The 24,861-nt window shown below is 68.1% G+C and carries 25 protein-coding genes and 6 pseudogenes; 23 read left to right on the forward strand and 8 right to left on the reverse strand.

What is annotated here, in order from left to right; translation table 11 throughout:
• Nucleotides 1–248 precede the first annotated feature (248 nt).
• From IE312_RS34770 to IE312_RS34790, 5 genes are all read right to left on the reverse strand, one after another.
• Nucleotides 249–575 carry a hypothetical protein gene (locus tag IE312_RS34770; protein ID WP_189986224.1) on the reverse strand — a complete coding sequence of 109 codons (327 nt, stop codon included), beginning with the start codon at nucleotides 573–575 and terminating at the stop codon, nucleotides 249–251.
• Between the two features lie 18 nt (nucleotides 576–593).
• Nucleotides 594–2,015: an FAD-dependent monooxygenase gene (locus IE312_RS34775; protein ID WP_189986225.1), complete on the reverse strand. Its 1,422-nt coding sequence runs from the start codon at nucleotides 2,013–2,015 to the stop codon at nucleotides 594–596.
• Entirely contained in the window at nucleotides 2,008–3,198 is a 1,191-nt protein-coding gene (locus tag IE312_RS34780; RefSeq protein WP_189986226.1) for an MAB_1171c family putative transporter, read from the reverse strand. The genes IE312_RS34775 and IE312_RS34780 overlap by 8 nt, the downstream gene beginning before the upstream one ends.
• Before the next feature lie 56 nt (nucleotides 3,199–3,254).
• Nucleotides 3,255–3,683, reverse strand: a complete 429-nt coding sequence (locus IE312_RS34785; RefSeq protein WP_189986228.1) for a hypothetical protein — start codon at nucleotides 3,681–3,683, stop codon at nucleotides 3,255–3,257.
• Nucleotides 3,684–3,862: 179 nt separating this feature from the next.
• Nucleotides 3,863–4,459 carry a hypothetical protein gene (locus IE312_RS34790; RefSeq protein ID WP_189986230.1) on the reverse strand — a complete coding sequence of 199 codons (597 nt, stop codon included), beginning with the start codon at nucleotides 4,457–4,459 and terminating at the stop codon, nucleotides 3,863–3,865.
• A 469-nt stretch (nucleotides 4,460–4,928) separates the two neighbouring features.
• Here IE312_RS34790 and IE312_RS34795 point away from each other — a divergent pair, with 469 nt between their 5' ends.
• The 7 genes and pseudogenes from IE312_RS34795 to IE312_RS34820 form a co-directional block, all read left to right on the forward strand.
• On the forward strand, nucleotides 4,929–5,156 hold the full coding sequence (locus IE312_RS34795; RefSeq protein WP_229900794.1) for a hypothetical protein: 228 nt from the start codon (nucleotides 4,929–4,931) through the stop codon (nucleotides 5,154–5,156).
• Between the two features lie 463 nt (nucleotides 5,157–5,619).
• Nucleotides 5,620–6,152, forward strand: a pseudogene (locus tag IE312_RS34800) (transposase family protein); the annotation flags it as partial.
• 328 nt (nucleotides 6,153–6,480) lie between these two features.
• Nucleotides 6,481–6,714, forward strand: a complete 234-nt coding sequence (locus IE312_RS43205; protein WP_229900795.1) for a DUF6009 family protein — start codon at nucleotides 6,481–6,483, stop codon at nucleotides 6,712–6,714.
• A gap of 329 nt (nucleotides 6,715–7,043) precedes the next feature.
• Nucleotides 7,044–7,880, forward strand: coding sequence for a helix-turn-helix domain-containing protein (locus IE312_RS34805; protein ID WP_189986232.1), 837 nt, complete (start codon nucleotides 7,044–7,046; stop codon nucleotides 7,878–7,880).
• 124 nt (nucleotides 7,881–8,004) lie between these two features.
• Nucleotides 8,005–8,721 (forward strand): helix-turn-helix transcriptional regulator, encoded by a 717-nt coding sequence (locus tag IE312_RS34810; protein WP_189986234.1) that lies wholly within the window; start codon nucleotides 8,005–8,007, stop codon nucleotides 8,719–8,721.
• An 82-nt stretch (nucleotides 8,722–8,803) separates the two neighbouring features.
• A pseudogene (locus tag IE312_RS34815) lies at nucleotides 8,804–9,289 on the forward strand (transposase); the annotation flags it as partial.
• Nucleotides 9,290–9,540: 251 nt separating this feature from the next.
• A pseudogene (locus tag IE312_RS34820) lies at nucleotides 9,541–9,887 on the forward strand (IS110 family transposase); the annotation flags it as partial.
• A gap of 249 nt (nucleotides 9,888–10,136) precedes the next feature.
• Here the strand turns inward: IE312_RS34820 and IE312_RS34825 are convergent.
• The 3 genes and pseudogenes from IE312_RS34825 to IE312_RS43210 all read right to left on the reverse strand — a co-directional run bounded on the left by IE312_RS34825 (nucleotide 10,137) and on the right by IE312_RS43210 (nucleotide 12,191).
• Nucleotides 10,137–11,234 carry a polyprenyl synthetase family protein gene (locus IE312_RS34825; protein WP_189986260.1) on the reverse strand — a complete coding sequence of 366 codons (1,098 nt, stop codon included), beginning with the start codon at nucleotides 11,232–11,234 and terminating at the stop codon, nucleotides 10,137–10,139.
• A gap of 247 nt (nucleotides 11,235–11,481) precedes the next feature.
• Nucleotides 11,482–11,661 (reverse strand): annotated as a pseudogene (locus tag IE312_RS34830) (helix-turn-helix domain-containing protein); the annotation flags it as partial.
• 167 nt (nucleotides 11,662–11,828) lie between these two features.
• On the reverse strand, nucleotides 11,829–12,191 hold the full coding sequence (locus tag IE312_RS43210) for a 4'-phosphopantetheinyl transferase family protein (protein ID WP_229900796.1): 363 nt from the start codon (nucleotides 12,189–12,191) through the stop codon (nucleotides 11,829–11,831).
• Between the two features lie 711 nt (nucleotides 12,192–12,902).
• Here IE312_RS43210 and IE312_RS34840 point away from each other — a divergent pair.
• The 16 genes and pseudogenes from IE312_RS34840 to IE312_RS43220 form a co-directional block, all read left to right on the forward strand.
• Complete coding sequence (locus tag IE312_RS34840; protein ID WP_189986262.1) at nucleotides 12,903–13,847, forward strand: ACP S-malonyltransferase; 945 nt, start codon at nucleotides 12,903–12,905, stop codon at nucleotides 13,845–13,847.
• Nucleotides 13,844–14,023: pseudogene (locus IE312_RS43215) on the forward strand (helix-turn-helix domain-containing protein); the annotation flags it as partial. The gene IE312_RS34840 and the pseudogene IE312_RS43215, both read left to right, overlap by 4 nt.
• A gap of 75 nt (nucleotides 14,024–14,098) precedes the next feature.
• On the forward strand, nucleotides 14,099–14,608 hold the full coding sequence (locus tag IE312_RS34845) for an IclR family transcriptional regulator domain-containing protein (protein ID WP_229900804.1): 510 nt from the start codon (nucleotides 14,099–14,101) through the stop codon (nucleotides 14,606–14,608).
• Between the two features lie 354 nt (nucleotides 14,609–14,962).
• The gene (locus IE312_RS34850; RefSeq protein WP_189986240.1) at nucleotides 14,963–15,733 is read left to right on the forward strand and encodes a thioesterase II family protein; all 771 of its coding nucleotides are present in this window, start codon (nucleotides 14,963–14,965) and stop codon (nucleotides 15,731–15,733) included.
• Nucleotides 15,734–15,877: 144 nt separating this feature from the next.
• Complete coding sequence (locus tag IE312_RS34855; RefSeq protein WP_189986242.1) at nucleotides 15,878–16,135, forward strand: acyl carrier protein; 258 nt, start codon at nucleotides 15,878–15,880, stop codon at nucleotides 16,133–16,135.
• Between the two features lie 43 nt (nucleotides 16,136–16,178).
• On the forward strand, nucleotides 16,179–17,429 hold the full coding sequence (locus tag IE312_RS34860) for a beta-ketoacyl-[acyl-carrier-protein] synthase family protein (protein ID WP_189986244.1): 1,251 nt from the start codon (nucleotides 16,179–16,181) through the stop codon (nucleotides 17,427–17,429).
• Entirely contained in the window at nucleotides 17,426–18,562 is a 1,137-nt protein-coding gene (locus IE312_RS34865; RefSeq protein ID WP_189986245.1) for a beta-ketoacyl synthase N-terminal-like domain-containing protein, read from the forward strand. Before IE312_RS34860 ends, IE312_RS34865 begins: the two co-directional genes overlap by 4 nt.
• On the forward strand, nucleotides 18,559–19,524 hold the full coding sequence (locus IE312_RS34870; RefSeq protein WP_229900797.1) for a beta-ketoacyl synthase N-terminal-like domain-containing protein: 966 nt from the start codon (nucleotides 18,559–18,561) through the stop codon (nucleotides 19,522–19,524). The genes IE312_RS34865 and IE312_RS34870 overlap by 4 nt, the downstream gene beginning before the upstream one ends.
• Complete coding sequence (locus IE312_RS34875; protein ID WP_189986246.1) at nucleotides 19,521–20,372, forward strand: alpha/beta fold hydrolase; 852 nt, start codon at nucleotides 19,521–19,523, stop codon at nucleotides 20,370–20,372. Before IE312_RS34870 ends, IE312_RS34875 begins: the two co-directional genes overlap by 4 nt.
• Nucleotides 20,373–20,389: 17 nt before the next feature.
• Complete coding sequence (locus IE312_RS34880; protein ID WP_229900798.1) at nucleotides 20,390–21,394, forward strand: acyl-CoA thioesterase family protein; 1,005 nt, start codon at nucleotides 20,390–20,392, stop codon at nucleotides 21,392–21,394.
• 35 nt (nucleotides 21,395–21,429) lie between these two features.
• Entirely contained in the window at nucleotides 21,430–22,518 is a 1,089-nt protein-coding gene (locus IE312_RS34885; RefSeq protein WP_229900799.1) for a beta-ketoacyl synthase N-terminal-like domain-containing protein, read from the forward strand.
• A 112-nt stretch (nucleotides 22,519–22,630) separates the two neighbouring features.
• A complete protein-coding gene (locus IE312_RS34890; RefSeq protein WP_229900800.1) occupies nucleotides 22,631–22,906 on the forward strand; it encodes an acyl carrier protein in 276 nt (91 codons plus the stop codon).
• On the forward strand, nucleotides 22,903–23,307 hold the full coding sequence (locus IE312_RS34895) for a 3-hydroxyacyl-ACP dehydratase FabZ family protein (protein ID WP_189986249.1): 405 nt from the start codon (nucleotides 22,903–22,905) through the stop codon (nucleotides 23,305–23,307). The genes IE312_RS34890 and IE312_RS34895 overlap by 4 nt, the downstream gene beginning before the upstream one ends.
• Nucleotides 23,307–23,795 (forward strand): 3-hydroxyacyl-ACP dehydratase FabZ family protein, encoded by a 489-nt coding sequence (locus IE312_RS34900; RefSeq protein ID WP_189986252.1) that lies wholly within the window; start codon nucleotides 23,307–23,309, stop codon nucleotides 23,793–23,795. Before IE312_RS34895 ends, IE312_RS34900 begins: the two co-directional genes overlap by 1 nt.
• Nucleotides 23,796–23,815: 20 nt before the next feature.
• Entirely contained in the window at nucleotides 23,816–24,562 is a 747-nt protein-coding gene (gene fabG, locus IE312_RS34905; protein WP_189986253.1) for a 3-oxoacyl-[acyl-carrier-protein] reductase, read from the forward strand.
• A gap of 43 nt (nucleotides 24,563–24,605) precedes the next feature.
• Nucleotides 24,606–24,861 (forward strand): annotated as a pseudogene (locus IE312_RS43220) (isomerase); the annotation flags it as partial.

Consider the following 24,861-nt stretch of genomic DNA (forward strand, 5'->3'; position numbering starts at 1 on the left):
TGGCCAGGTCGCGGTATCCGTCGCCGTTGAAGTCGTCGGCCAGCTTGGAGCCGGCGGCGACGGCCTGGCCGCCTGATACAGCCACCAGAGTGCTGGTCAGACAAGCCGCTAAGGCCGCTGCCACGGCAAGACGCAGTGAGTGACGCACGCAAATCCCCTCTTCCGTCGCAGACGCCGACCGCGTCCGCGAACCAGAATGATGGCCCGCACCCCGTGTGAAGCGGACCAGTGAACGTCCACATCACCGATCAGTACACGACCGCGACCGAGATCGTCGCGCGTGACGGCCGGGTGTTGATGTTTCGGGACACCAAGGCCGGTCTGGACCAGTTCACGCCTACGCGACCGTGCATGACCGGGTCGGCCACTTCGTTGTTCTCGGACTTCAGGGCGGCCTGATGCTGCGCGGTCCAGTTCCTCCGCGCGCTGAGTCCGTCCAGGATGACGCGGTGCCGCCTGACCCACACCCGGACCCGGCTCCACTGGGGAACGCGCCCGTAGACGGTAGGCCGGGCCGGCGGCGCCAACCGCTCCACCACATCAGTCAGGCACGGCTCAACGAGCGATCCCACCAAACAGCGTTTCGAATACTTTTACGCCTTCAGCTGTTCGGGTTTGACGGCACTTTTGAGCAGGTCGCGCTCGGCTGGGGTGAACGGAGGGCGGTCGAGTGGCGGGCGGAGGGGGCCGAGGAGGGCCGTTAGCAGCAGGCTTGGTTTGGCGAGTGTGGTGGGCGGTGTCTGAAGAGCGAGTACATCGGTCAGCGCCGTGGCGGCGTGGAAGGAACCCGTTGCGGTCCGGGACAGGCGACTGACGTAGCGGCGTAGGAGGCGATCGGTGACGGTGGGGCCCTTGCCTTGCGTAGTCGGGAAGTGGACGTCCTGCCCTGTGGCAAGGGCCCATGCGCTGTCTATGGGGCGGGCGATGGCTCGTTGGGCGCGGCGGGCGAGCCCTGTGGCGAGGCCGTGGGAGAGCAGCTCGCGCAGCGCGACGGCGCCTTGTGCCGCGACCGATATCCCTTGCGCGTATACAGGGTTGAAGACTGCAGCCGAGTCCCCCAGTGCCACAAAGCCCTCAGGCCAGCGGGTGAGCTTCTCGTAGTAGTAGCGCCGGTTGGTGGTGCTGTGAGTGATGCTGACGTCGGTCAGCGGTTCGGCGTGTGCGAGGAGGTCAGCCAGAACGGGGTGGCGCAAAGTGCGTGCGAAAGGTTCGAAGGCGTCCGCATCACGGGTGGGTTGCCCGCCCGGGGCGCCCATCAGGCTGACGTGCCATCGGTCACCCTCGATCGGAAGGATGGCGCCTGCGTTGCCGGGCTGCGGCAGACGCGGGTCGGCCTGCACACCGATCATGGGCCAGTTGTCTGTGGGGACAGGAGCGCGATAGATGCGGCTCGCATAAGCCAGGCCAGAGTCGATCTCGTCCTGCGTAATCCCCCCGACGCCCAGCCGGACGAGCCACTGAGGCGTGCGCGTTGACCGTCCGGATGCGTCGATAACCAGGTCGGCGCGCAACTCGTCTTCTGGACCGTCGCCGGCGCGCACACGTACGCCCGTGACGTGGCGGCTGTCGCCGAGCAGCCCGACAACTCTGGTATGCGTCCGCACACGAACTCGGGGGTCTTTGAGGACTTGCTCTCGGACGACGAAGTCGGTCAGATCCCGGCTTGCGGCGATCACATAGTGGGTACTGCGCTGCCAGCGCCGGTACCAGCCCTCAGGAGAGCAGATGACCATGTTGGTGGTCACCGGTATACGGTGGCCGCCAGCGGCCAGAAGAAGGGCGATGCTGCCGGGAAGAAGAGTTTCGATCGCCTCGGCGCCGCCGGTCTGCAGCACGTGAATGTGGATGGCCTGGGGAACACCGGCGCGCGGCTCGGGTCCCTCGGGCAGATTGTGTGCCTCGACGATCTCTACGGCGTCGACATGGTCCTTGACGGCGGCTGTGGCCAGCATGCCGGCCATGCTGCCCCCGATGACGACTGCACGGACGGGCTCGCGGCGCGGGAGTTCACTCATGACGGGCTGCTTTCTTCAGGACACCAATGTGATTCAAAAGGGCAGGCAGTATGGGGGAGGTGAGCGCACGAGACAGGGCAATCAGGTCATGCCGGCGTCGTGCTGGTGTGTGTGTCAAGTCCTGTGGTCGCTCGAGGCCGGTGCGTTGTCGGTCGCGGGCGATAAGGATCATGACAGCCTCAGCGGCGACCGCGGCGCAGGCCTCGTCCGCACACTTGTCAAGCGCTGCCTGATATGCGGCCTCGCGGACGTCAGGGTCGAAGTACGGGCTCAGGGCCAGGATGGTGTCATACAGGGCAGTTTTGCGTCCGGTGAGGAGTACGGCCGGCGGGGTCCGCCACCACGGCAGCGAGGCACGAATCGCACCAGGAGTAGGCACCTGGCGTAAGGCCCTCCACAGCGGAGAGAGCTGCCGCAACTGCTGTACGGCCCGCGCCGTTTCTGTCACACGAGGCCCCGCCAGAGGAAGGGCGAACCCGATGGCGCCAAGCACAGCGACCGGGGCGGCAAGACGGACCGAGACCTTGTCGACCAGGAAATCCAGGTCCTGGCCCATCCATCGGGCAGCGACTGCTACAAGCCTTATGACGTCGTAACACACGATGGCCAGGTAAGCGGGGGCGAGAACGCGCAGCCCGGCTTTCAGTGACCCGTGCACTCCCTTCGACCAACGCCAACACAGCGTGCTAGCAGCCATCATGGCCACGCCCTGTGCCACCAAGTAGGTGACGATCAACTCACGTATGTAGGGCGTGTTGGCGTAGTAGACATCGAACAGAGTGACCTGCTCGACAGGAGCGTTCCCCGCCCAGAACAAGACGGTGATGGCTATGACGACCAAAGTGTATGCCATCACACATAAGCGAGAGAACCGCCGTGTCTGCTCCGGGGGCGCCGGCCGCCAGTTGATGATCAGAAGAAGACTGGCTCCGGCGAACGCGGTCGTCACTGCGTAGACTACAGGGGCGGCGACATTTGCTATTCCGGTGGCCCGGTTGAGACTGGTGATGGAGTCCGGTGCGGCGAGGATCATCTGGCATCCTGCGGCGAAGAGCAAGGCGCATGCCGCACGTAACAACGTGTCTTGCCGCCTGCGGACGAGCGCCGGGATCTTCAAAGCACAGACGAGAAAAAGAATGATTCCGCAGATGTAAAAGCCTTGATTGCTCGGGCCGGATGTCACCTTGCTGCTTCGCTCCTCGGCAGTTGGTGTCGCGGACGTGGGTTCGGACGGCGCCATCACGTCTGGCGGAAACGATGTGCCATTGATGCCTGGATACGCCCGGCGAGGTTCTGCAGATCAACCGGAGCACGGGTGTCTGCCAAGGCGGCCTGCACGTCCGTGGCGAACCGGAATCCGAAGCGATCCGCTTCGACCTCCTCATCGACCTTCCGGGCATCGGCGCGGGCAGCGAAATGGAACTCAACGTCCATGCGTGCGTGGGGAGGCAGGTCAGTGTCGGCCGCTGCGGAGATGAGGGCTACAAGTTCCGCCAGTGTGTTTGCGGCCTTGCCTCCTCCCGCGCGGGCCGCGACAACCTCGCGGTCTGCAACGCTGCTGCCGTGGCCTTGGAACATGTGCCAGGCCTCGTGGCCGATGATCACCAGCTGGTGTTCGAGGTCGGTGTTCGCCTCGTAGACGATCAGATCGTGGCTTGCCCGGTCCACCCACAACCCGCTGGCCGTTGACGGTGGGAATGCCGCATTGCGCAGCCGAACCCGTCTGCCTCGTACCTGGCTGAGCGCCTGGCCTATGGGATGAATGACATCCTCGTTCTCGGCTGGCGGGTGGATCTTTCCGACGAGGCAGGCGCTTAGCCTACGCATCGCCCTGGGACCGGTCCTCATCAGTGCTCTTTGTCGTCGAGTTCCAGCAGGGCCTGCAGAGTTGCGCTGAGTACGTGCCAACGTTCCTGCGGAAGGTCGCGTGCCTGCCGCAGGGCGATGCCACGCACGTCGTCGAACTTCGACAACGCTTCCGTCACCGGATCGGCTGGCGGCCCTTCTGGGGTCGGCTGCAGCGTGGCGAGGACTGGTACCAGCACCCGGTTCAATGCCTCCGAGGCAGGAGCGGTGAAGTACGCTTCGCCTCCCTCAACCCCAAAGAAGCCCACCAAGCCGTGCAGCAACTCTACGCTGGGAACCTTCTCACCGGAGCAAACCTTCCGCGCCCAGAACGCGGAGACGCCCAACTGCTCAGAGATTCTGCCGGCGAGATCCGACATGGGCTTGCCAGTCCTTGCCATGTGCGCATCGGCGAGCGCCTTGATGCGGGCGCGGACCCGCTCGTTGACGGTGTCCGTGGTCGGCTCACCTCCTCGCAGCAGAATGCGGACGGTGTCCTCGGACAGAGCCGTCCTTGCGGCCAGACGCCTGGGGTCGAGTAGCTGCGAGACCTCCAGCCCCTGCTCGTGGATGAGCGCTTGAAGACGGTCGAGCGTCACTGGCAGTGGAGGGACAGGGTCCACGGACTCACTCCGAGAAGGGGCGATGATCTGACTGGCGTGTGCCACGGCACGCTATCGGCACCTTGCCTCGAAATCAACGATCGTTTATCGCCTAGTTTCAGGCACCAGCATCTCCTCAAGCCCGGTCTGCTGGCGGCGGATGGCTGCAGCCGGCCGTGACGGGCGGCCCTTGTCGCAGGGAGCCAGGCCGCCAGCCTGATGGCCAAGCGGCGGACGGCAAACCTTCAACTATCGTTTCCTAGCTGAAAACGATCGTTGACACTGAGGGCTCGGTTGGTGCACGATCTGGCGACGGACCGTCAGTGACGGAGCTAGCCGTTCCAGCACCGTTCGCCTTTCAACCACGATTGGAGACTCGCGTATGTGTGCGCCGACTGTGCGGAATCCGCCGCGACTGACCGACAGTGACTTCACCCACCAAGACCTGGTTCAATTCCACCTTCTCATGACGGATCTCCTCGCAACCTGCAAGAAGATCGCCGAACATCACGCACCAGAGGGCACGTGGGTCCCTTCCACCTCCGACCTTCTGGGCCGTTTCGGCGAATCAATGCAGGTGATGGCCGACATCTCCGAGCAGGTGAACAGGACCCGAAGGGGCATGCACAGGATCGCCAACAGGGCACGAGAACGCCTGTATCACTGCGACAACAGGCGCAGCAGCCATCAGTGACGTCCCTAGGTGGAAGCTATGTAGTACTCGTCGAAACCACCGTGCAGCCTGAGCACGACCGTACTTGGCCCACCATCTAGGCGTTGCTCCTGGAGGCATCGTTGCCACGGGGCCGCCACGGACTACGCGGTTCTCCCCCTGGGTGGGGAACATCGCGGTGCAAGCGCCGTCGAACGCAGGATGTGCTGCTGATCAGCGCGAAGCCGCTTTGGTGTTGTCAAGCTGGTGACCGCCGGGCTGGCCGATCGGTGCGGGCACTGTGGCGCACGTATAGCTGTGGCCACGACAGACCGGCTTGAGGGCCGTATAGGGCGGCCAATGTGGACCGTTTTACACTGATTTGCCGCGCGGGCGCCCAGTGGTGGAATTAGGTGCAATGCGGACGCAAGTCCAACGGCTTCGAACTTGCGGAACAGTCCTTGAAGGGCGTTGCAGAAGGCTCGGTTTCGGGCTTTTCGCCTGTATGGGTGGGGTGTTGAGGGCTGAGCCGGTGTGGGTCGGGAATCATGGGCTTGCGTATGGGCCGGTTCGCGAGGCTGGTAGGTGGTGCGGGAACGGGGTGGGAACGGGCCCGGTGGTGGCCGGCCGTGGTGCCTGCCCCTGGCGGACCGGGTTCTGCTGGTGGTGTACTACCGCACGAACCTCACGATGCGGCAGCTCGCGCCGCTGTTCGGGATCTCTTCGGCGACGGTCTGCCGGGGCATCCAGCGCCTGCGGCCGTTACTCGCGCTCGAGCCGGCGCCCCGCCCGGTGGCGGGTGTCGAGCGCTTGTGGATCGTGGATGGCACCCTCATTCCCGTCCGCGACCGGCAGGTCGGCGCCTCCTCCCGCAACTACCGCTTCTCGGCTAACGTGCGGGCCATCATCGACGCTGACACCCGCCTGGTCCTCGCCTCGGCTCGGCCGGTACCCGAAAACAAGGCCGATGCCCACGTCTGGCGGGAGTCGGAGCTGCCGGCCGCTGCGGCCGGGACGACGGTGATCGCGGATGGCGCCTGAGCGGTGGGCGTGCCGAGGAGTTTCGCGTACATCCCGCAATTGACCATCTTGGCATGGGGGCGCCGCCCGTCGGACACACCCGTCTCGGCGACGACCAGGAATGAGGCGGGTGACGGCATATTAACCTGACCCCCCCGGAACGAAAAGGAATTCTGCGCACTGCCCCGACACCACAGAGGCCGTTCACTGTTGGCCGCAAGCGAGATCTCCCCGGAGCAGGACGTGGTGTGGCTGGAAGACCCCGGCAGACTCCACTACGTCCGCCAGGCCATCGATGAAACCCCATGCCACGCCGTACTCGACGACCAGGTCGAACCTGACCCCAATGGCGGTCTGCACCCCCGGACGTATTCTCCTGCTCCCACACGACCGCGACAGCCGGCCCAACGGCCCCTACGCCGTCGGAGCTCCAGGCGAAGTCGTCGATCCTCGCACCATCCAGCCAACGAACCCCGGGATGAATACAGACCGCTCCCAGGGACGGCAGGAGGTAAGAGCAAGGAGGATAACAGGTGAGTATGTCGAGTTACAGGTCCGACGCATGAGGCATCCTGTGTGACCTTGGTCTCCGATATCTACGGAAGGAGTATCGCCGCCGGGAAATTCGATGACACGTTGCCGGGATCCGGCTACTTCCGTGGGGCCGACTGCCATCAATTGCTACACCCTTGAACTACTGAGCGGTACGGATGTGACCGAGGCTTGGACTTATGTGCTCATCGAGCATCACCTCGACCGTTGCTGTGAGAACTGATTACTTGACCATTCGCCTTGGCCGAGTTAGCGTCGATTTCGATTCGCTGATCCTTTCCTGGTGCGCGACGTCGCGTCACTGCACGGATCGGTCGAAAGTCGCCATGCCGAGTCTTTCCATTTGATGGGGGAAAAATGGTGCAAAAACTCGCAGTGCCCGAAGGGATCGGGGCCCAAGGCAAGGACGCTTGTGCGCCACCCATCGCACGGAGAGCCAGTACGGGCATTTCTGCGGATACCGTCGAGAAGGCGCTGCTCGAAGCGTACGCTGCAGTCGACTCTGTGGTGACCACCCATCGTTCCGCGGAGCGACCGCGCCCCCTCATCATGGTCGGGGAGGACGGTGGCACGTTCATGGAGACCGTCGCAGACCTGATCGGCAGTGCCAAGTATGGCATCAGTGTCGCTCTGCTGCACGGCGGTCCGAAAACTGACGCGGTCCTGGCAGCGGTCTCCGAATGGAATCGACGGAATCGGCCGGCCGCAGTGGCCTTACGCTTCCTCTGCCGTCCGGAGGTGCTCGACAGCACGGTCGTGAAGGATCTGGCGCAGTGCACCAGCCGGGCGGAGGTACGAGTTTCAGGAGGCGAGCTGCACGAAGTCCTGATCGTCGACGGGAGTAACGCTTTCACCTGGTCCAGCCAGTCCGCAAACGATGAATCGGCCACGCTGGTTACGGACCTGGCCGCGGCCAAGGCACTCGACCTGTTCTACGCCAACGTATGGCGAACGGGGCGTCCGATCCCCGAGCACTTGCACATACGAGAACGGCTGAGCAGCGATGTGATGCGGAGGGTTCTGATGTGCCTCAGGGCAGGACACACCGACGCGGTGGCGGCGAGCGACATGACCGTTTCGCTTCGGACCTACCGGCGGCACGTGGCGCAACTCATGCGTGACATCGGCGCTGAGTCCAGGTTCCAAGCGGGAGTCCGCACCGTTGAACTGGGGCTGCTTCCGCGACAGCACTGAGCTGCACAGGATGGAATTTACGGGGAGAGGTACTGTGCGGGGATCGAACGCTTATGACCCAGAGTCATACCGTCCTTTGAATGTTACCGCAGGTGACCACCGCAGGCAGACACACGACGAAGTCGTGCGAGAGCTCCTGGAGCTGCGCGCGCTCATCGAGTCCACGGTGGTAAGACACCGTCGACGTCTTTCCCGCGACACCTCGGTGCAGCAACTCGCGCAAGAGGAAGCGGTATCAGCGATCAAGCCCCTGGTCGAGGCTGCGTCGGGCTCACTCGACGTGGCGCTGAGTACCGACGCGGGGTTCTCGCAGGGTGTGTACGCCGCGTTACGCGCTGCGCTGGCGGCGCGCGGCAGGTCGCTGCGCACTCGATTGTTGTGTGATCCGGCCGCGGTGGAGGCGAGGTTCGTGCGCGAGGTCAGGTCCGCTGACTGCGGATGGGAGGTACGCGCGGCCCCCATGCCAGCTCTTTGCGCGGTCATAGTCGACGGCTCCGTAACCCTCCTGAGCGTGGGTTCCCCGGGAACGTCCCGTGCCTCCCTCGTACGGGCCAGCACCGTGCTGCAGGTCGTGCGCGACTTCTACTCCAACATCTGGGGCACCGCCACCATCTTGACCGAGCACATCGATGATTGGGAGAGAACCAACACCGTGCAAGAGGTACTGCAGAGCCTGCGCAACGGAGTCACCGATGAGGTCGCAGCCCGAGAACTCGGTGTCTCCGTCCGTACCTACCGGCGGTACGTAGCCGAGATCATGATGCTGCTGGGTGCCAAATCCCGCTTCCAGGCCGGCGTGTACGCAGCGGCACTGGGGTTGTTACCGCCTTCGGAATGCTGACGCGCGGCTAGGGCAGAGACCGTGCCGTCGGGAAACGGCTGGCAGCTAGTGAACGTGATTGGATGATGTCGGGTAGGCCCATGACGGGGCCTGGGTCGCCGAGCTCACGGCACGCTGCTCAACGGTTGGCCCAAAGGCATGCGACTGATCGTCCCGCAAGGAACGGCCGCATCCTAGCGCCCAGTTGAGGGTCACGGACGCGGACGGCATGCGGATCACGTGCTTCGCGACCGACACCCCTGACCGGCCGATCGCCGCTTTCGAGCTCCGTCACTGGCTGCGGGCCAGGGCTGAGGACCGCATCCGGGCCGCCCGCGCCACCGGCCTGCGCAACCTGCCCCTGCACACCACAGCCCAGAACAAGGTCTGGCTCGAGATCATCCAGTTCGCCCTCGACCTGCTGGCCCGACTCTGGGGACCTTGCGGCCTGCGGTTCCGTCTGTTCTCCGCCGCCGCCCAGCTTGTCACCACCGGCCGACGCAGGATTCTCCGCCTCACCCGGCGCTCGCCCTGGACCGGCGAGATCACTGCCGCCCTCGAACGGCTCGCGCTACCTCCCCGGTTAGGTTTTCCGCGGTCTTGCAAGAGGGCCGCTGGCCTCCGGGCCCGGCATGACTGTTTCCCCCTGTCGAACGAATGACCTGGGGGGGGGACCGGGCCTGGGAGGCGCCGTTGGTGACGCTGATGAGAGGTCCGACCACCGCCTGGCCTGGTGCAATGCCTGGCCGCTTGCGGGCGGCAGGTCTGCATAACGTGGATGCGCGCATACGACGCCAACGCCCTGGCCAGCACCGCACGAACCCCGTTCGGCAGGATGGGTTGGACGACATCGACGACGTGGGCGTCTTCCTCGGCCTGGACATCGGCAAGAGCGCCCATCACGGGCACGGCCTCACCCCGGCCGGCAAGAAGATCTTCGACAAGCAGCTGCCCAACGGCGAGCCGAAGCTGCGAGCCGTCTTCGACAAGCTGGCCGCGAAGTCCGGCACCGTGCTGGTGATCGTGGACCAGCCCGCCTCCATCGGAGCCCTGCCCCTGACGCCGCCCGGGACGCCGGCTGCAAGGTCGCCTACCTGCCCGGCCTGTCGATGCGGTGAATCGCCGATCTCTACCCGGGCGAGGCGAAGACCGACGCGAAGGACGCCGCGGTGATCGCGGACGCCGCAGGTTACCGGTAGTTCGTCGAATCCGGTGGTGGTGTCGGTTGACGGCAGGTCGGTTCGGCCGTAGGCCGGTCGTAGCTTCTCCCCGCGGTCGGTCCCGGCGCACTGACCTTCCCGTAAGCGGCTGTCGCGGACGTTGGCCGACATACCAGTGGGTGACGTTCGCTGGGGTACGAGCACCTCTCTTACGGGTCACTGCCGGCACTCTTCGCTGCTCGCACGGATCCGCAGCCGTTGCGTGTCACGTTGCTGTCACGGTGCCCCCGGGCCCTGCCTGCCGGTGTGCGGCTGCGTCCCCTCACAGGTCTGGTCGAGCACGATGTCACACAGCACGTTGAGCGCGGTGCGCGCGGGTATCTGCGGCAGGGACGCGAGGGCAGCACGAGCACGCGAGACGTGCGCCCGCATAATCGTCCTGGTCTGGTCGACGGCCGGCGATCTCGGGAACAGTTCCAGGGCTCGGCGGTGCGCCCAGCGGTCGGTGACCGGGCCCGTCCCCACCAGCGCGCGCAGTTCAGCCCCCTGCGCGGAGCAGTCGGCACGGGCGAGCAGTACGGGGAGGCTCAGCACCCCGGCCCGCAAATCAGTGCCCTGTTCCTTCCCGGTCGCCTCGGCAGGCGACAGCAGGTCCATCAGGTCGTCAGCAATCTGGAAGGCGGCGCCGAGGCCCATTCCGTACGCGCGCAGAGCCGCGTCGTACCCGGCCGACGCGTTCGCGTAGAACGCACCGAGGCTCAGCGACGTGGCCAGCAACTCGGCCGTTTTGCCGACGATGACCTCGAAGTAGTACTCCACTGGGTCCTCGCCGGATGCGGGGCCTACGAGTTCGCGCATCTGCCCCTCGACTAGGCGGACGGCGGCTCGGGAGTGGTGGTATACCGCCTCAGCCCCGATGTCTGCGGCGCGTTGTGCGGCGCGTGCCAGCAGCCAGTCCCCGCCGCGCACGGCCTGCCGGTTGCCCCAGCGGGTGTTGGCACTGATCACTCCACGCCGCGTCGCGGCAGCGTCCATCACGTCGTCGTGGTAGAGGGACGCGATGTGGATGAGCTCCATGATGACCGCGACGCCGGTGACGGCCCTTCGCTGTGATTGGCCGAACTCGGCGGCTAGCAGCACCAGAAGCGGGCGAAGCCGCTTCCCACCGGCGGCCGCGATATGACCGGTGAGCTCGGCGATGCGGGGATCGCCGAGGTACGACACGGTGTGCTGAAGCTCGCTCTCCACCGCTTCGAGTCCGGCGCCGAGCCTTTCCTCCGTACTCCGGTCAGCCGGTCCCCAGTGTGGGCCCCGGCCGTCGCGCAGCTTCTGCAGCATCGCTTTGGAGCCGAGCCGCGGGGAGACGGCGGACATCGTGTCGGATGTCACCGGCTTGCACCGGCACTCACGGGCGGGACCATGGGCGAACTCCCAAACCGGATCGGTTGCCTGCGGGTACAGGTGTCGGGTCAGAACCGGTTCGGCCCCGACGCTCTTCGAGGCTGGTCGACCTCGCCACGGCGGACAACGTCGGCGGCAGGTTGCTGCCAGCCGTCGCCCGACCGCAGACCGGCAGTCGAGGACAGATCCGGGAGGGACGGACGTCGCTGTCACGTAACCGTCAGTGCGTCGGGGGCGACAACATCCCCAGGGCCGCCGCGTATACGCCGGCCTGGAAACGGGATTCGGCACCCAGCAGTGTCATGATCTCGGCCACGTACCGCCGGTAGGTCCGGACAGGAACACCGAGTTCGCGAGCTGCCACCTCGTCAGTGAACCCGTCGCGCAGCCGCCGCAGTACCAATCGCGATCAGCGCCTCCTGCACCTGCGCCCGGCCGATTCGGTGCGCCGGCTCCTTCACGGCTGTGGTGTCCAGCATCTCCGGGAGGCCACACTCCACCGACGTCGGCCGTCCAAGGGCCGGCGTCGGCCCGTGATCGGGCCCGTCCCGGGGCCCAGCTGGCGCCTCAGGCCGCCTGGACGGTGACAGCCTCGTCGGCGGTTGCGAGCAGCGCCAGGAAGGCGACCCAGCCCTGTGGGACCGAGACATCGCTGACCCGCCACTGAACGGGACCCGAGGAGGCGATGTCGGTGGTCACCACGACCGGGCCCGGCTCGGCCGCCGAAGTCTCCAAGGTCGTCAGGGACGTGGTGATTCCGATGCCGACTGCCTTGAGCACGGCCTCTTTGCGGGTCCAGCAGCGCAGGAAGGCACGGGCACGTCGCGGCTCCGGCGTGCCCAGCACCACCTGCTGCTCCGCCGCGGTGAGAGCGGCACCGGCCAGTTCCGTCACCCGAACGTCGCGCAATGCCTCGACGTCCACCCCCACGGGGCCAGGGGAGACCGCCAGCATGCCGAGGCCCTCCGAGTGGGAAATACTGAGCAGCGGTCCTCCGGGCAGCAGCACGGCGGGCGGACCGTGTTCGGGGCTGCCGCACCCGGGGCAGGGCCGGCGTCCCATAGGCACACCGACGGGATCCACACCCAGAAGTCGCGCCAGCAACCTGCGGACGGTGGCCCTGCAGTTGACGTACTCGGCGACGGACCGCTCGCCGCGCATGCGCTTCGCCCGGTGGCGCTCAGCTTCTCCGAGCAGCGCCCAGTCCGCGGGACTGGGGCTTTGTGCGGTGACGCGCCAATACCAGACACCCGTGGCACTGGCGGTCTCACCTGTGACCCCGGCATCGTCGAGGGACGCGGTGTGATCGTGCCATGGGGGTTCCGCGACTTGTGTTGACACTCGGCCAACGTAGACGCGGAGCGCCGAAGGGATTCTCAAGTGTGCACTGTCCAGCCACCCCGGTCACGGTGGCCGACGGCGCTGTCGCGGTGCGTGACGGAAGCGAGCAAGACGGCAGGCCGCGTGGCAGCTTGCTGACGGGCGGGCAACCCGCGCGTGCCCGGTTGGCCTTCCATGGCCGCAGGGCCGGGCCCTTGACACCTTCCTGCACTGCGCGTTGCTACCCCTGTGCATGCCTCGTTCGATGAAGGGCGGATTTGCGCACTCCCCGACGGGGGCGGTTCAGAAAGCAGGTTACCCATGAGTGATTTACCAGTCGGCCTGGTATTCCCGGGCCAGGGGACGCAGAAACAAGGGATGGGGGAACCTTGGCGGGAAACTCCCTCGTGGGCGCTGGTGGCCCGGATGTCGGAGGCCGCCGGTGAAGACCTCGAGGACCTGCTACTCAGAACGTCCGCCGAGCGGCTGCGGCGCACCGATCTTGCCCAGCTCGCCGTGTTCACGGTGTCGTTGGTCGCCCATGCCGAGGCCGAGCGGCGCGGGCTGCTCGAACCCGGCCCCACCGCCTGCGCTGGGCATAGCCTCGGCGAGTACACGGCACTCGCCTGCGCCGGTGTCCTGACACCGCTGGACGCGATCGCACTGGTCGCGGCCCGCGGCAGGGCAATGCGGGCCGCGGCCGAGGCACGGCCGGGCGCGATGTACGCGTTGGTGGGCGCACCGTTCGCGGAGGTCGAGGAACTGACCCGGCAGGTGCGGGAGTCGGTCGGGGACGCCTGGATCGCCAACGTCAATGCCCCCGGCCAAACCGTGGTGTCCGGCTCGCCGGAGGCCATGGCGGGGATCGCCGAACGCTCCCGGTCCATCGGGGCCAAGGCGTTCGCCCTGCAGACGGGAGGCGCCTTCCACAGCCCCTACATGGCACCGGCCATCGAAGAACTGGGCATGGCGCTGCAGAACGCTGCCTTCACCGGCGCACGGTTTCCGGTCGTCGCCAACGTCGACGCCACGGTTCACGCTGATGACGGCGACTGGTCAGGACTCGCCGTCCGGCAGCTGATCGCGCCGGTGCTATGGGAACGGTGCGTCGGCACCCTGACCGGTGCGCTTGGCTGCCGCCGGCTGGTCGAGATCGGTCCCGGGCGAACCCTGGCCGGCCTGATCCGCCGTATCGCACCGGACGTCGAGGTGTGGTCAGTCGACTGCCCGGCAGCCCTAGACGCCCTGTCGGGCGTACGGACGTGAGTGCCACTGCCCGGCCGTCTCCGCACAGCGGCGTTGGCGTCCTCGACAAGGCCTCGATCATCCTTGACCTCGTCGAGCAGCGGCCCGCCGGACTGCCGGAGCTGGTCAGACGCAGCGGTCTGGCTCGGCCGACTGTGTACCGCCTCGCTGTCGCCATGGAGCGGCTGAACCTGCTTTCCCGGGACGGCCGCGGGTGGTTTGCCCCCGGCCCCCGGCTTGAGCGCCTAGCGGTGGAAGCCCATCACGACCGGATGGCTCACGTCGCCCACCGGGTGCTCGCGGACCTCAGGGAGCGCAGCTCGTTCGACGCCCGTCTGCACCGGCTCCACAAGGGTGTCCACGTGTGCGTGGCGGCCTCCGTGGACCCGGTCACCGGCGTGGAGACGCTGCCGGTCGGCACCGCCCGCCCGGCCAAGGCCGGGCCGATCTGCCAGGTCCTGCTCGCCTGGCGGAGTGCCGAGGAACTCTACGAGGGACTGTGCGGGGCGCGGTTCACGGCCCAGCATCTCGCGCGGGTGCGCAGGACCGGATGGGCCCATGGCTTCGACGACGTCCACGAGGGCCAAGCGGTGTTCGCCGTACCGGTGTGGACCGGCCAGGGCCGGCCCGTGGCCGCCCTGGCGCTCGTCGGTGCGCGCACGCGACTGCCCGACGTGCCCGACCGGCTACTGCGCTCCTATGTACTTGACGCGGCACAGGAGCTGGGGGCCGCCGCACCGGACCGGTGGCAGCCTCCGGCAATGCGGCGCGCCTGCGGATGACCACGGCCGGCCGACAGGACGGGCGCCCCTGGCACCTTCCTGCACCGCCATTGAGACCGTTCTGCCGGAGCGGATAGAACTGCGGCACACCGCAGGACGCGCTGGCCATTCGGAGAGCGACGTGCCACTCCACGGGGCGCGGACGACGCCCGCGGCCGAGCAAGGGCGTCCTGCGGTACAGCCCGGTGGCGGGCCTCCCCCGTCCCGCCACCGGCGCCTCCCCGAGCGCATGCCGCACGACGTGTTCGACAGCGCCCGGGGAAGCCACAGCGTCCACCGAGGGCGCAGCGAGGGGGCCACGACGACCGGGAGCCTCGGTGACCGGGTGCGCTGTTCCCTCTGAAGGAGAAGCCGATGGCAGTGAGCGGCCCGAGTCCGTCCCTGTGGTTTCGGCTGCACCCGTCGCCCGGGCCGGTGCGGCTGCGTTTGGTGTGCCTACCTCACGCGGGCGGCGCCGCTACCTTCTTCCAAACCTGGGAGCGGACGCTCGGCGCCGGGGTCGAGGTGCTGGCCACCCGCTACCCGGGGCGGCAGGAGCGCATCGCCGAGCCGTGCCTGACCAGCCTGGAGGCGCTGGCGGACGCGGTGGCAGAAGAGTTGACGGACTTTCTGGACGGGCCGGTGGCTCTGTTCGGCCACAGCATGGGGGCCTCTGTCGCCTACGAGGTGACGCTCCGGCTGGAGTCGTCCCACCCTGGCGCGGTCGCGGGGCTCTTCGTCTCCGCGCGCGAGGCCCCGCACCTGGTAACCCCTCGGACAGTTCACCTGCTGGACGACGAGGGCGTGCTGGAGGAAGTCCGCCGCCTCGGCGGCTTCGGCGCCGCCCTCCTGGAGGATCCCTCCCTGCGGGAGATTCTGTTGCCGCCGTTGCGAGCCGACTTCCGGATCGCCGGCACCTATCGTGCGACGGAACCGGTGCCCGTGCGGTGCCCGCTTGCGGCCTATGCCGGTGAAGAGGATACGGGAGCCGCCCCGGACGCCGTGCGCCGTTGGTCAGAGGTGAGCGCAGGCCCCTTCGACCTCACTGTCATGCCGGGCGGGCACTTCTACCTCATTTCCGAACGCGACGCCACCTTGACAGACATCTCCCGGCGTCTTGGCCAACTGATGGTGGCAGCTTCCTGAAATTCGCTGGGAAGCCATTCTGGTGCTCACCAGAATTTCCTGCACACACCTGATTCGGCCCGGCTGGTTCTCCTTGACTCTGCCACCCATCAGGTGCGCGCGTCCTCCGATTGAATGCCGCACACGAAGAGAGGCTGATTACCCATGACTGCCATCACCGCCGAGGATGCCACCAAGGTGAAGGAAATCGTCTGCGAAATCCTTGAGCTGGAGGAGGACGAGGTCACCGACACCAGCCTCTTCCGTGAGGACCACGACGCCGACTCGCTGCGCGCCATCGAGATCCTGGCTTCTCTCGAGAAGGAGTTCAAGATCGTGATCGAGCAGTCCGAGCTGGCTCGCATGGTCAATCTGCGGGGCGTCTACGACGTCGTGGCGGAGGCCCAGAAGGCAGCGGTTTAACCATTCGCCGCTTCGTCCGTGCCGAGACCCGGTTGGAGACTTGATGACAACCCTTGCGAACGGCGGAACAACCACTGCGAGCCACCGCGTCGTCCTGACCGGATTCGGCGTCTTCTCCAGTATCGGAGTGGGTGCCGCTGAATTCGCCGAAGGACTGCGCGTGGGGCGCAGCGGAGCAAAGCCGATCACCGCATTCGACACCGAGGGATTCGCACACGCCAACGGCTGTGAGATCGTAGACTTTCATCCGGAGAAGTGGATCACCGCGCTCGACGCGGCGGAGCTCGGCAGGGCCAGCCAGTTCTCCGTTGCGGCAGCATGCATGGCCATCGACGATGCGGGCCTCCAGGTCGAAGAGCTGCGCGAGCAGCGCGGTCTCATCTCGGTCGGCACCACTGACGGAGAGTCCTTCGACCTGGACCACCTCGTGGAGAGCCGGTTGGCACGTGGCCCCGAGCACATGGACTCCACCATCGCCCGGCGCATCCGCGCCGGGCGCCTGTCCGCAGCCATCGCCCATGAACTTGGACTGACGGATGTGGAGGCCATCACCATCCCGACGGCATGCGCCGCTGGCAACTACGCCATCGGTTACGGATACGACGCCGTGCGGACCGGCGAGGTCAACTTCGCACTGTGCGGTGGCGCGGACGCCATGTGCCGCAAGACATTCGCCGGCTTCTACCGGCTCGGCACCATCGCCCCTGAGCTGTGCCAGCCCTTCGACGTCGACCGCAAGGGCATCCTCACCGGCGAGGGCGCGGGGATTCTTGTGCTGGAGAGCCTGGAGTCCGCCCTGGCACGGGGCGCGCGCATCTACGCCGAAGTCCTCGGATACGGCCTCAACTGCGATGCCTACCATCAGGTCGCACCCAACCAGCAAAGCGTCGCCCGCTGCATGGAACTGGCCCTCGAGAACGCCGGTATCGAACCGGACCAGGTGGACCTCATCTCGGCGCACGGAACCGGCACCAAGGCCAACGACATCACCGAGGCCAGGGCCATCCGCAGCGTCTACGGAGACACGCCCCCGCGCACGGTCTCCATCAAGTCGATGCTCGGCCACACCATGGGTGCGGCCAGCGCCCTGGCCGCCATCGCCTGCTCCCTCGCGATCGTGCACGGCTTCATCCCTCCGACGATCAACCACTTCACCACCGACCCCGAGTGCGAGGTGGACTGCGTGCCGAACCAGGCGGTCGCGGCCGACCTGCGCGTCGTGCAGAACAACGGCCTGGCATTCGGCGGGAACAACGCCGTCGTCATGCTGGGCAAGTACGAGGAGCAGCGGTGAGCCGCTGGCCGGTGACCGGGGTCGGCGCGGTCACCAGCATCGGATCCGACCCGGACGAGCTTTTCGCCGCCCTGTGCGCCGGCCGCAGCGGGCTCGGTAGGCTCCGCGGTTTCAACCGCTCCTGGTACAACGCCGACCGGCTCTACGAGGTCGACAACCGTCCCGCGCCCGGAATGGACGTCACAGGACGCGCCACCGCTCTGCTCCTCGACGCCGTCGGCCAGGCGCTGCGCGACGCGGGACGGGAGGAGGATCTGTCCGCCTTGCCGGTACTGATCGGCACCGGATTGCGAGAGCTGCGCTCGCTGGAGCTGTGGTGGCGGGACGGACAGTCCTTCGACTCCGCCGGCATGCACTTCGGGACCGCGCTGCGCCGGCGCTTCGGCGCGGACGACACCCACACCATCTCCAACGCCTGCTCGGCGTCGCTCTACGCGCTCGCCCTCGGCACCGACCTCCTCGAACTGGGTGACGCCGACACCGTCGTCGTGGCCGGCGTGGACGTGATCACCGAGAGCATGTTCGGTCTCTCGGACCGGCTGCAGCTCGACCCTCCCGACCGGCTGCGCCCCTTCGACCGGGAACGCAAGGGAACCGTCATGGGTGAGGGGGCGGCGGCCGTAGTGCTCCAGAGAGAGGCGACCGGCCGCGACGCCCGGGGCTTCGTCCGTGGCGTCGCCGTGAACTGCGACGCCTACCACGCCACCGCACCCGATCCGGAGGGCATCGCACGCGCCGTCACCGACGCCCACCACCGGGCGGGCGTCAAACCGCAGGACGTGGACCTCGTCATGGTTCACGGCACCGGCACCCCCCTGAACGACGCCGCGGAAGCCACCGCCCTCGCCGAGGTGTTCGGCGAGCACGTCGGCTCGCCCCTGATGACGGGAATCAAGTCGATGACCGGGCACACCTCCGGCGCCTCGGGCCTGCTCAGCCTGATCGTGGCGCTGCACGCGATGCGTGAGGGCCGGGTACCGCCCCTCACCGGGCTCGGTGAGGCCGCACTGGAGACCGACGGCTTCCGCCTCGTCCGGGACGAGACGGCGGCGTCCGAGGTGACGCTCGCCCAGATCGACGCCTTCGGGTTCGGCGGGATCAACGCCGTCGCCCTGGTGGAGGCGGCGCGATGAGCATCCGTGTGAGCACCGCGGTCACCGGGGTGGGACTCGCCGTCCCGGGCGCCATGTCCCCCGAGGACCTGATCGATTCCGCCCCGGCCGACGCCGAGCCGGTCTCGCCGGCGGCCCGCGTCGGCAACAAGGGGCTGCGGTACAAGGACCGCGCCACCCAGCTCGCCCTGGTGTGCGCGCACGAGGCCCTGCGGGACGCCGGACTCCTCGGCCCCGAAGGGCTCACCGTCCCCGGTGAGACCATCGCGGTCCTGGTCGCCTCCAACTACGGCAACGCGGACACCGTCTGCTCGGTCACGGAGACGATCGCGGCAGAGGGCGCAACCTCCGGGATCAGCCCGATGGACACGCCGAACGCGTCCAGCAACGTCATCGCCTCGACCCTGGCGATCAAGTACGGGCTCCGTGGCCCGAACCTGATGGTGTGCAACGGCCCGACATCCGGCCTGGACGCGGTGCGCTGGGCCACGGGCGTCATCGGCGCCCGCCGGGCCGACCGCGCGCTGGTGGTCGCCACCGAGCCGGACAACGCCGTGGTGCGCCGGCTGACCGGTGCCGACCGGGTCGTCGACGGGGCCGCCGCCCTCGTGGTGGAGAACCAGGCCGTCGCCGTCATGCGTGGTGCCGACCGCCGGGCCGTCCTGGGTCCCGCACTGCGCGTACATGGCGTCCAGGAGTGCCTGCGCCGCCTCGGCGAGCGGCAGCAGAACCCGCCCGGCGCCTGTTTCGGCCCCGGCGGCGACGTGGTGGAGGGCTCGCCCGTGCTCGGTGCGGACACCGTGTGCCACGAACTCGGCGACCGATGGGGCGAGTTGTCCGCGGTGCTCGGGGTGCTGCAGTGTGCCGGCGCCGTCGGCTGGTTCGCGCGCGGCGGCGCGGGACCCGTCTACGCCCTCGCGGGGCATGACGGCGACGACGCCACGGCCGGCCTGACCCTGCTGCCCCCCGGAGGCGTCCGGTGACCTCCACGCAAGCTCCCGAGCAGGTCCCGCGGTCCTCGGCGCCTGTGCCCCTGCTGGTCGGGCGCCGCTCCAGCTCCGGTACGGCCCACACCCGCCTGCTGCTGCTCCACGGCCTGGCCAGCAGCGGTTCCGTGTGGGAGGAGGCGTGGACCCGGCTGCCGGAGGGCCTGGAGGTCTGGACGGCCGACCTGCCCTGGCGCGGCGACCACGTGCTGCCGTGGAGCCGGGCCGCGAAGCAGCCCGACTGGCTGGAGGCGGCCCTCGGCCTGGTGCCCGGCGGAGCCGATGTGGTGGTCGCGCACTCCTTCTCCGCCAACCTGCTACTGGCCTTCCTCAGCGCGCGTGCCGCAGCGGGGGACGACGTCGCCGCCCGGTACGGCTTGCGCGGCATCGTGTTCGTCTCGCCGTTTTACCGCCGCAGCCCCGACGACTTCCCCTGGGACACCATGGCGGAGATGCAGGGCCAGTTCCTGCACATCATGTCGGAGGGCATCCGAACCCGCTCGGGAGAGCGGATCGACGCCGACCTGCGCCACCGGATGGCCGAGCGGGTCTGCGAGCGGGTCGGCGCCTACGGATGGCTGCGTTTCTGTGATTCCTACCTGCGCACACCGTGGCTGCGCACTGACCTGATCACGTTTCCCAGCCTGGTGGTCTGCGGCAGCGAGGACGTCGCCACCCGGGAGGGCGAGCTGCTCGCAGCCGACCTGCCGACCGCACGGCTGCACCTCTTCGCCGGGTGTGGCCACTACCCCATGGCCGAGCGGGCCCAGCAGTTCGCCGACGTGGTCGGCGCGTTCCTCGAAGACCTGCCCGACGCATCGGTGCCCCCGCGAACCGCCGCATGACAGCAAAGGATCGTTCCATGCCGGAAACCTCCGTCAAGTCACTGCTCGACGAGACGACCACGGTGGAGCTCAGCCCGGGATACGAGGGTGCCAACATCGGCACCATCATCGGGTTCAAACATGTCAACTATCTGGTCGAGAAGGCGGTGATCGAGCACTTCCGGCGCAGCGGGCTGCCCGTCGGACGCCTCTACGAGCAGCACGGACTCGGCTTCGACGTGACCGACATCGACTCCAGGCTGCAGACCGCGCTCATGGTGGACGACCAGGCGTCGATCGCAGTCGTTCCGATCACGAAGGACGGAGCTGACGCGCTGTCCTTCAAGGTGACCATCACCGTCGAGCGGGACGGCGCGCCGAAGAAGGCCGTCGTCTCCAAGGTCTCGGTGCAGCTGAGGCTGGACGACAACGACGTGCGCATGCTGCGCCGGCTGCCGGTGCCGGAGGGCCTGGAGGATTTCGTGACCGCCAGGATCGGTGGCGCGGAGCCCGGCCCCGCCGTCCCCGACGTCAGCGGTACCGCCCTGCTCTCCGGCGGGTGTGCCGAGACGGACGCGGTTCTCGAGCAGCTGACCGCCGGGCGGAACGCCTACGGCTGGAAGTTCCGCATCCCCTACCCCTACGTCCACTTCTTCGACCGGCTGCAGATGTCCGGCTACCTGCGTCTGCTGGAGGAGGCCAAGCACCGCTTCGTGGACGCCCGCGGCATCTCCATCCGTGGGCTGCTCGCGGAGCGGAACTGGATTCCCGCCGTCACCCACTCGCGGGTCACGCTGCTGGACGAGGCCCTCCTGGAGGAGGACCTGTACGTGGTCTACACGGTCGAGGACATCTTCAAGAACCTCCTGTACACCTCCCGCCTCGACACGTACGTGGTGCGCGACGGGCATCTGGTGCAGACCTCGACGGGGACCATCACCCACGCCTACGGCGTGGTGGAGAACGGCAGCGAGGGACGCCTGGTCACGTTCGATGACCGGGTCCTGGCCGCCCTGGCCGGCCAAGACGCGCCGACGGCCTGACGGCACGAGGCGGGAGACGAAGGGGTGATGCGACGGTGAGCGCGACATTCACGGTGCGGCGGGGGCCGGTCATCACGGGCTGGTCGGCCGTCTCGCCCTACGGCATCGGCCGGGACGCGTTCGTGACGGGGTCCCGCACAGGAGCGTGCACGGAGACGGTGCTGAGCGGCGAGCAATGGGACGGAGCGGACACCCGGGCCCACCTGGTCCCGGACTTCGTGATCAAGGACGTCCTCGGCCGCAAGGGCACCAGGTCGATGGACCGGGTGACGGGCCTGGCCGTGACGGCCGTGCGCGAACTGCTCAGCGAGGGCGGCGGTGAACCGGAGTCCGGCGAGGGCGTGGGGCTCGTGCTCGGCACGACCACCGGCAGCGCCCAGAGCATGATGGACATCACGCGCGACACCCTGGTCCACGAGAAGCCGTTCTACATCGACCCCTCCCACATCCCGAACGCCATCATGAACTGCCCAGCGGGCCAGTGCGCCATCTGGTTCGGGCTGAAGGGGCCGAACACGACGGTCGCCGCCGGCCGTTCGTCGGGGCTCGTGGCACTCAACTACGCTCGGCGCCTGTTCGCCTCCGGCCGCGCCCGAACCGTTCTGTGCGGAGCCGCCGAGGAGTACTCGTCGGCACGCTCGTGGCTCGAGTGGCACACCCGTCGGCCGGACGAGGGCGACACGGTCCTCGGCGAGGGCTGCGCCGTGCTCCGCCTGCGCCCCGCCGACGCGGTCTCCGAAGGCGAGGGAATGGCGGAGGTGCTCGCCGTCGAGTCGGGTGTGGCCGGTCCCGCCGGGCCGGCCGACGCACTGGCCACCACAGTGGGGCGGGCGCTGCGCCGGGCCGGCGTGACCACGCAGGACGTGTGGGCCGTCTCCGCCTCGCGCCCCGCCGGCCTGCTCGGGCAGCAGGAGGAGGCCGCGCTCGACGCCGTCCTCGGGGCGCTGCCCGTGCGGCGGCCGGGCCAGTTCCTCGGAGACACGGCCGCGGCGACCGGCGCGCTGCAGCTGGCCTCGGTGCTCACCGCGGCCGAGGAGGACCCGCAGGCCCGGGGCCGGGCCGCCTTGGTGACGTCGGTGGACCGCGACGGCGCCCTGGCCTGTGCGGTGCTCCGGGTGCTGTGACGAGAGGACTTCGGCCGGCGGGACCCCCACAGCGTGACGGCACCCCCGCTCCGCCGGCCGTCCTGCCGGAACGCCACCGATCCGAAACCACTACTGACGAATGAGGATTCCCATGTCCGTAACCCCGCAGGACGCCGCCGCGACTGTGATGCCGAGCCTGGACGAGCTGCGCGGCATCGTCGCGGAGATCCTTGACGCCGATGCCGCGGACGTCACCGACGACGCCGACTTCATGGCGGACCTCGAGGTCGACTCCCTCATGGCCCTGGAGGTCGTCGTGGTGCTGGAGAAGCGGTTCGGGGTCAAGTTCAGCGAGAGCGAGCTCCGCCAGGTGACCTCCCTGCGGCAGGCCCATCAGCTCCTCGACCGGAAGATACCGGCCCTGTGAGCGGTCCGGTCGCCGGCCCGGTGCTGGCCGGCCCGCAGGTCGTCACGGCGGAGGGCACCGGTGACCCGGACACGGTCCCGCGGGTCGAGGTGCGCTTCACGATCGACGAGTCCGAGCCCGTGTTCGCCGGGCACTACCCCGGCTTCCCCATCTTCCCCGGGGTGTGCGTCGTGGACTGCGTGCACCGCGCGGCCCTGGCCACGGCGCCGGGCCCCGGCCTCGGGCTCGCGGCCCTGGAGTCGGCGCGGTTCACCGGTCCCGTGTTCCCCGGGGACGTGCTGACCGTCGCCGCCGACTGGAAGCAGGTCCGGGGCGGCTGGACCTACGCGGCGACCGCGTCCACCGGACGGGGCGGCTCCGCGGTGGTCAGGCTGCGTTACCGGCAGGAAGGCTCCCTGTGATGGAGGCATACGAGGTGCGGCGCGCACTGCCGCACCGTTTCCCCATGCTCATGGTCGACCGTGTGCTCGAACTGGTGCCGGGGGAGCGGATCGTCGCGGTCAAGGCGATCACCTGCAACGAGCCCTGCTACCAGCGGCTCGGCGAGGACGCCGGACCGGAGGAGTTCGCCTACCCGCCGTCCCTGCTGGTGGAGTCCTGGGGACAGGCCGCGGGACTCCTCGCCCTGCACGGGTCCGAGGAGGCGCTCGCCGGCGACCAGGTCATGCTCGCGGGTGCGATGTCGGGCGTCACCTTCCACCGTGCCGCGCTGCCGGGCGACGTCCTGGAGCACCGCGTGCAGCTCTTCCGGGCGCTCAGCGACACGGTGATCTTCGACGGTCGCACCACGATCGACGGCGAACCGGCCGTCACCTTCACCCGCATGGTCATGGCGTTCCGTCCCGGAGACCTGCTGCGGCCGTCCGCCGGGGCCACATCCGTTTCGTAGCGCACCGAGGAGAGTCGGTCATGGAGAACAACGAACCCAGGGTCGCCGTCGTCAGCGGCGGGTCGCGGGGAATCGGACGCGCCGTGGTACTGCGTCTGGCACAGGACGGCTACGACGTGGGCTTCTGCTACCAGTCCAGCGAGGAGGCCGCTCGCCGGCTGGAGAAAGATGTCCAGGAACTGGGCGGCAAGGCCCTCGCGGTCCGGGCGGACGTCTCCGACGGCGCGTCCGTGCGCTCCTTCGTCGGGGACGTCCAGGACGCCCTCGGCCCGATCGAAGCCGCAGTGACCTCGGCGGGCATCACCAGGGACAACCCGCTGCTGATGATGCCGGACGAGGACTGGGACGCCGTCCTGCAGGTGAACCTGGACGGCGTCTACAACGTCTGCCGTTCCGTCATCTTCGAGATGATGAAGCGGAAGTCCGGGAGCGTCGTCAACATCTCCTCCGTAGCCGGCGTGTACGGCAACGCGACGCAGAGCAACTACGCCGCCTCCAAGGCGGGAATCATCGGTTTCTCCCGGTCCCTGGCCAAGGAGGCCGGACGCTACGGCATCCGCGCCAACGTGGTCGCCCCCGGTTTCATCGAGACGGACATGACGGCGGGGCTCGGTGACCAGGTCAGGAAGCGTGCGCTGGACGCCATTCCGCTGCGTCGCCTCGGCACGGCCGAGGAGGTCGCCGACCTCGTCTCGTACCTGGTCTCCGACCGCTCCTCGTACGTGACCGGTGCCGTCTTCCAGATCGACGGCGGCATCACCATCTGACGCCTTCCGTCCCACCCAGACAAGCCAAGGGAGCAGTTCCGCCATGCCCAGAGTCAAGAAGCCGCCGCGCTGGTACTTCTCGCTGCGCAGCCCGTACTCCTGGTTCGCCTACCTGGACCTCACACAGCGGTACCCGGAGGTCGCGGACTCGCTGGAGTGGATCCCGTTCTGGGAGCCCGACCGGACGACGCAGGTGATGCTGGACGAGGCCGGGGTCGACCTGCCCATCGTGGAGATGTCGCGGGCCAAGAACTTCTACATCCTCCAGGACCTGGCCCGTATCTCCAAGGCCCGGGGCC

The sequence above is a fragment of the Streptomyces capoamus genome (assembly GCF_014654935.1).
GTDB classification, from domain to species: domain Bacteria; phylum Actinomycetota; class Actinomycetes; order Streptomycetales; family Streptomycetaceae; genus Streptomyces; species Streptomyces capoamus.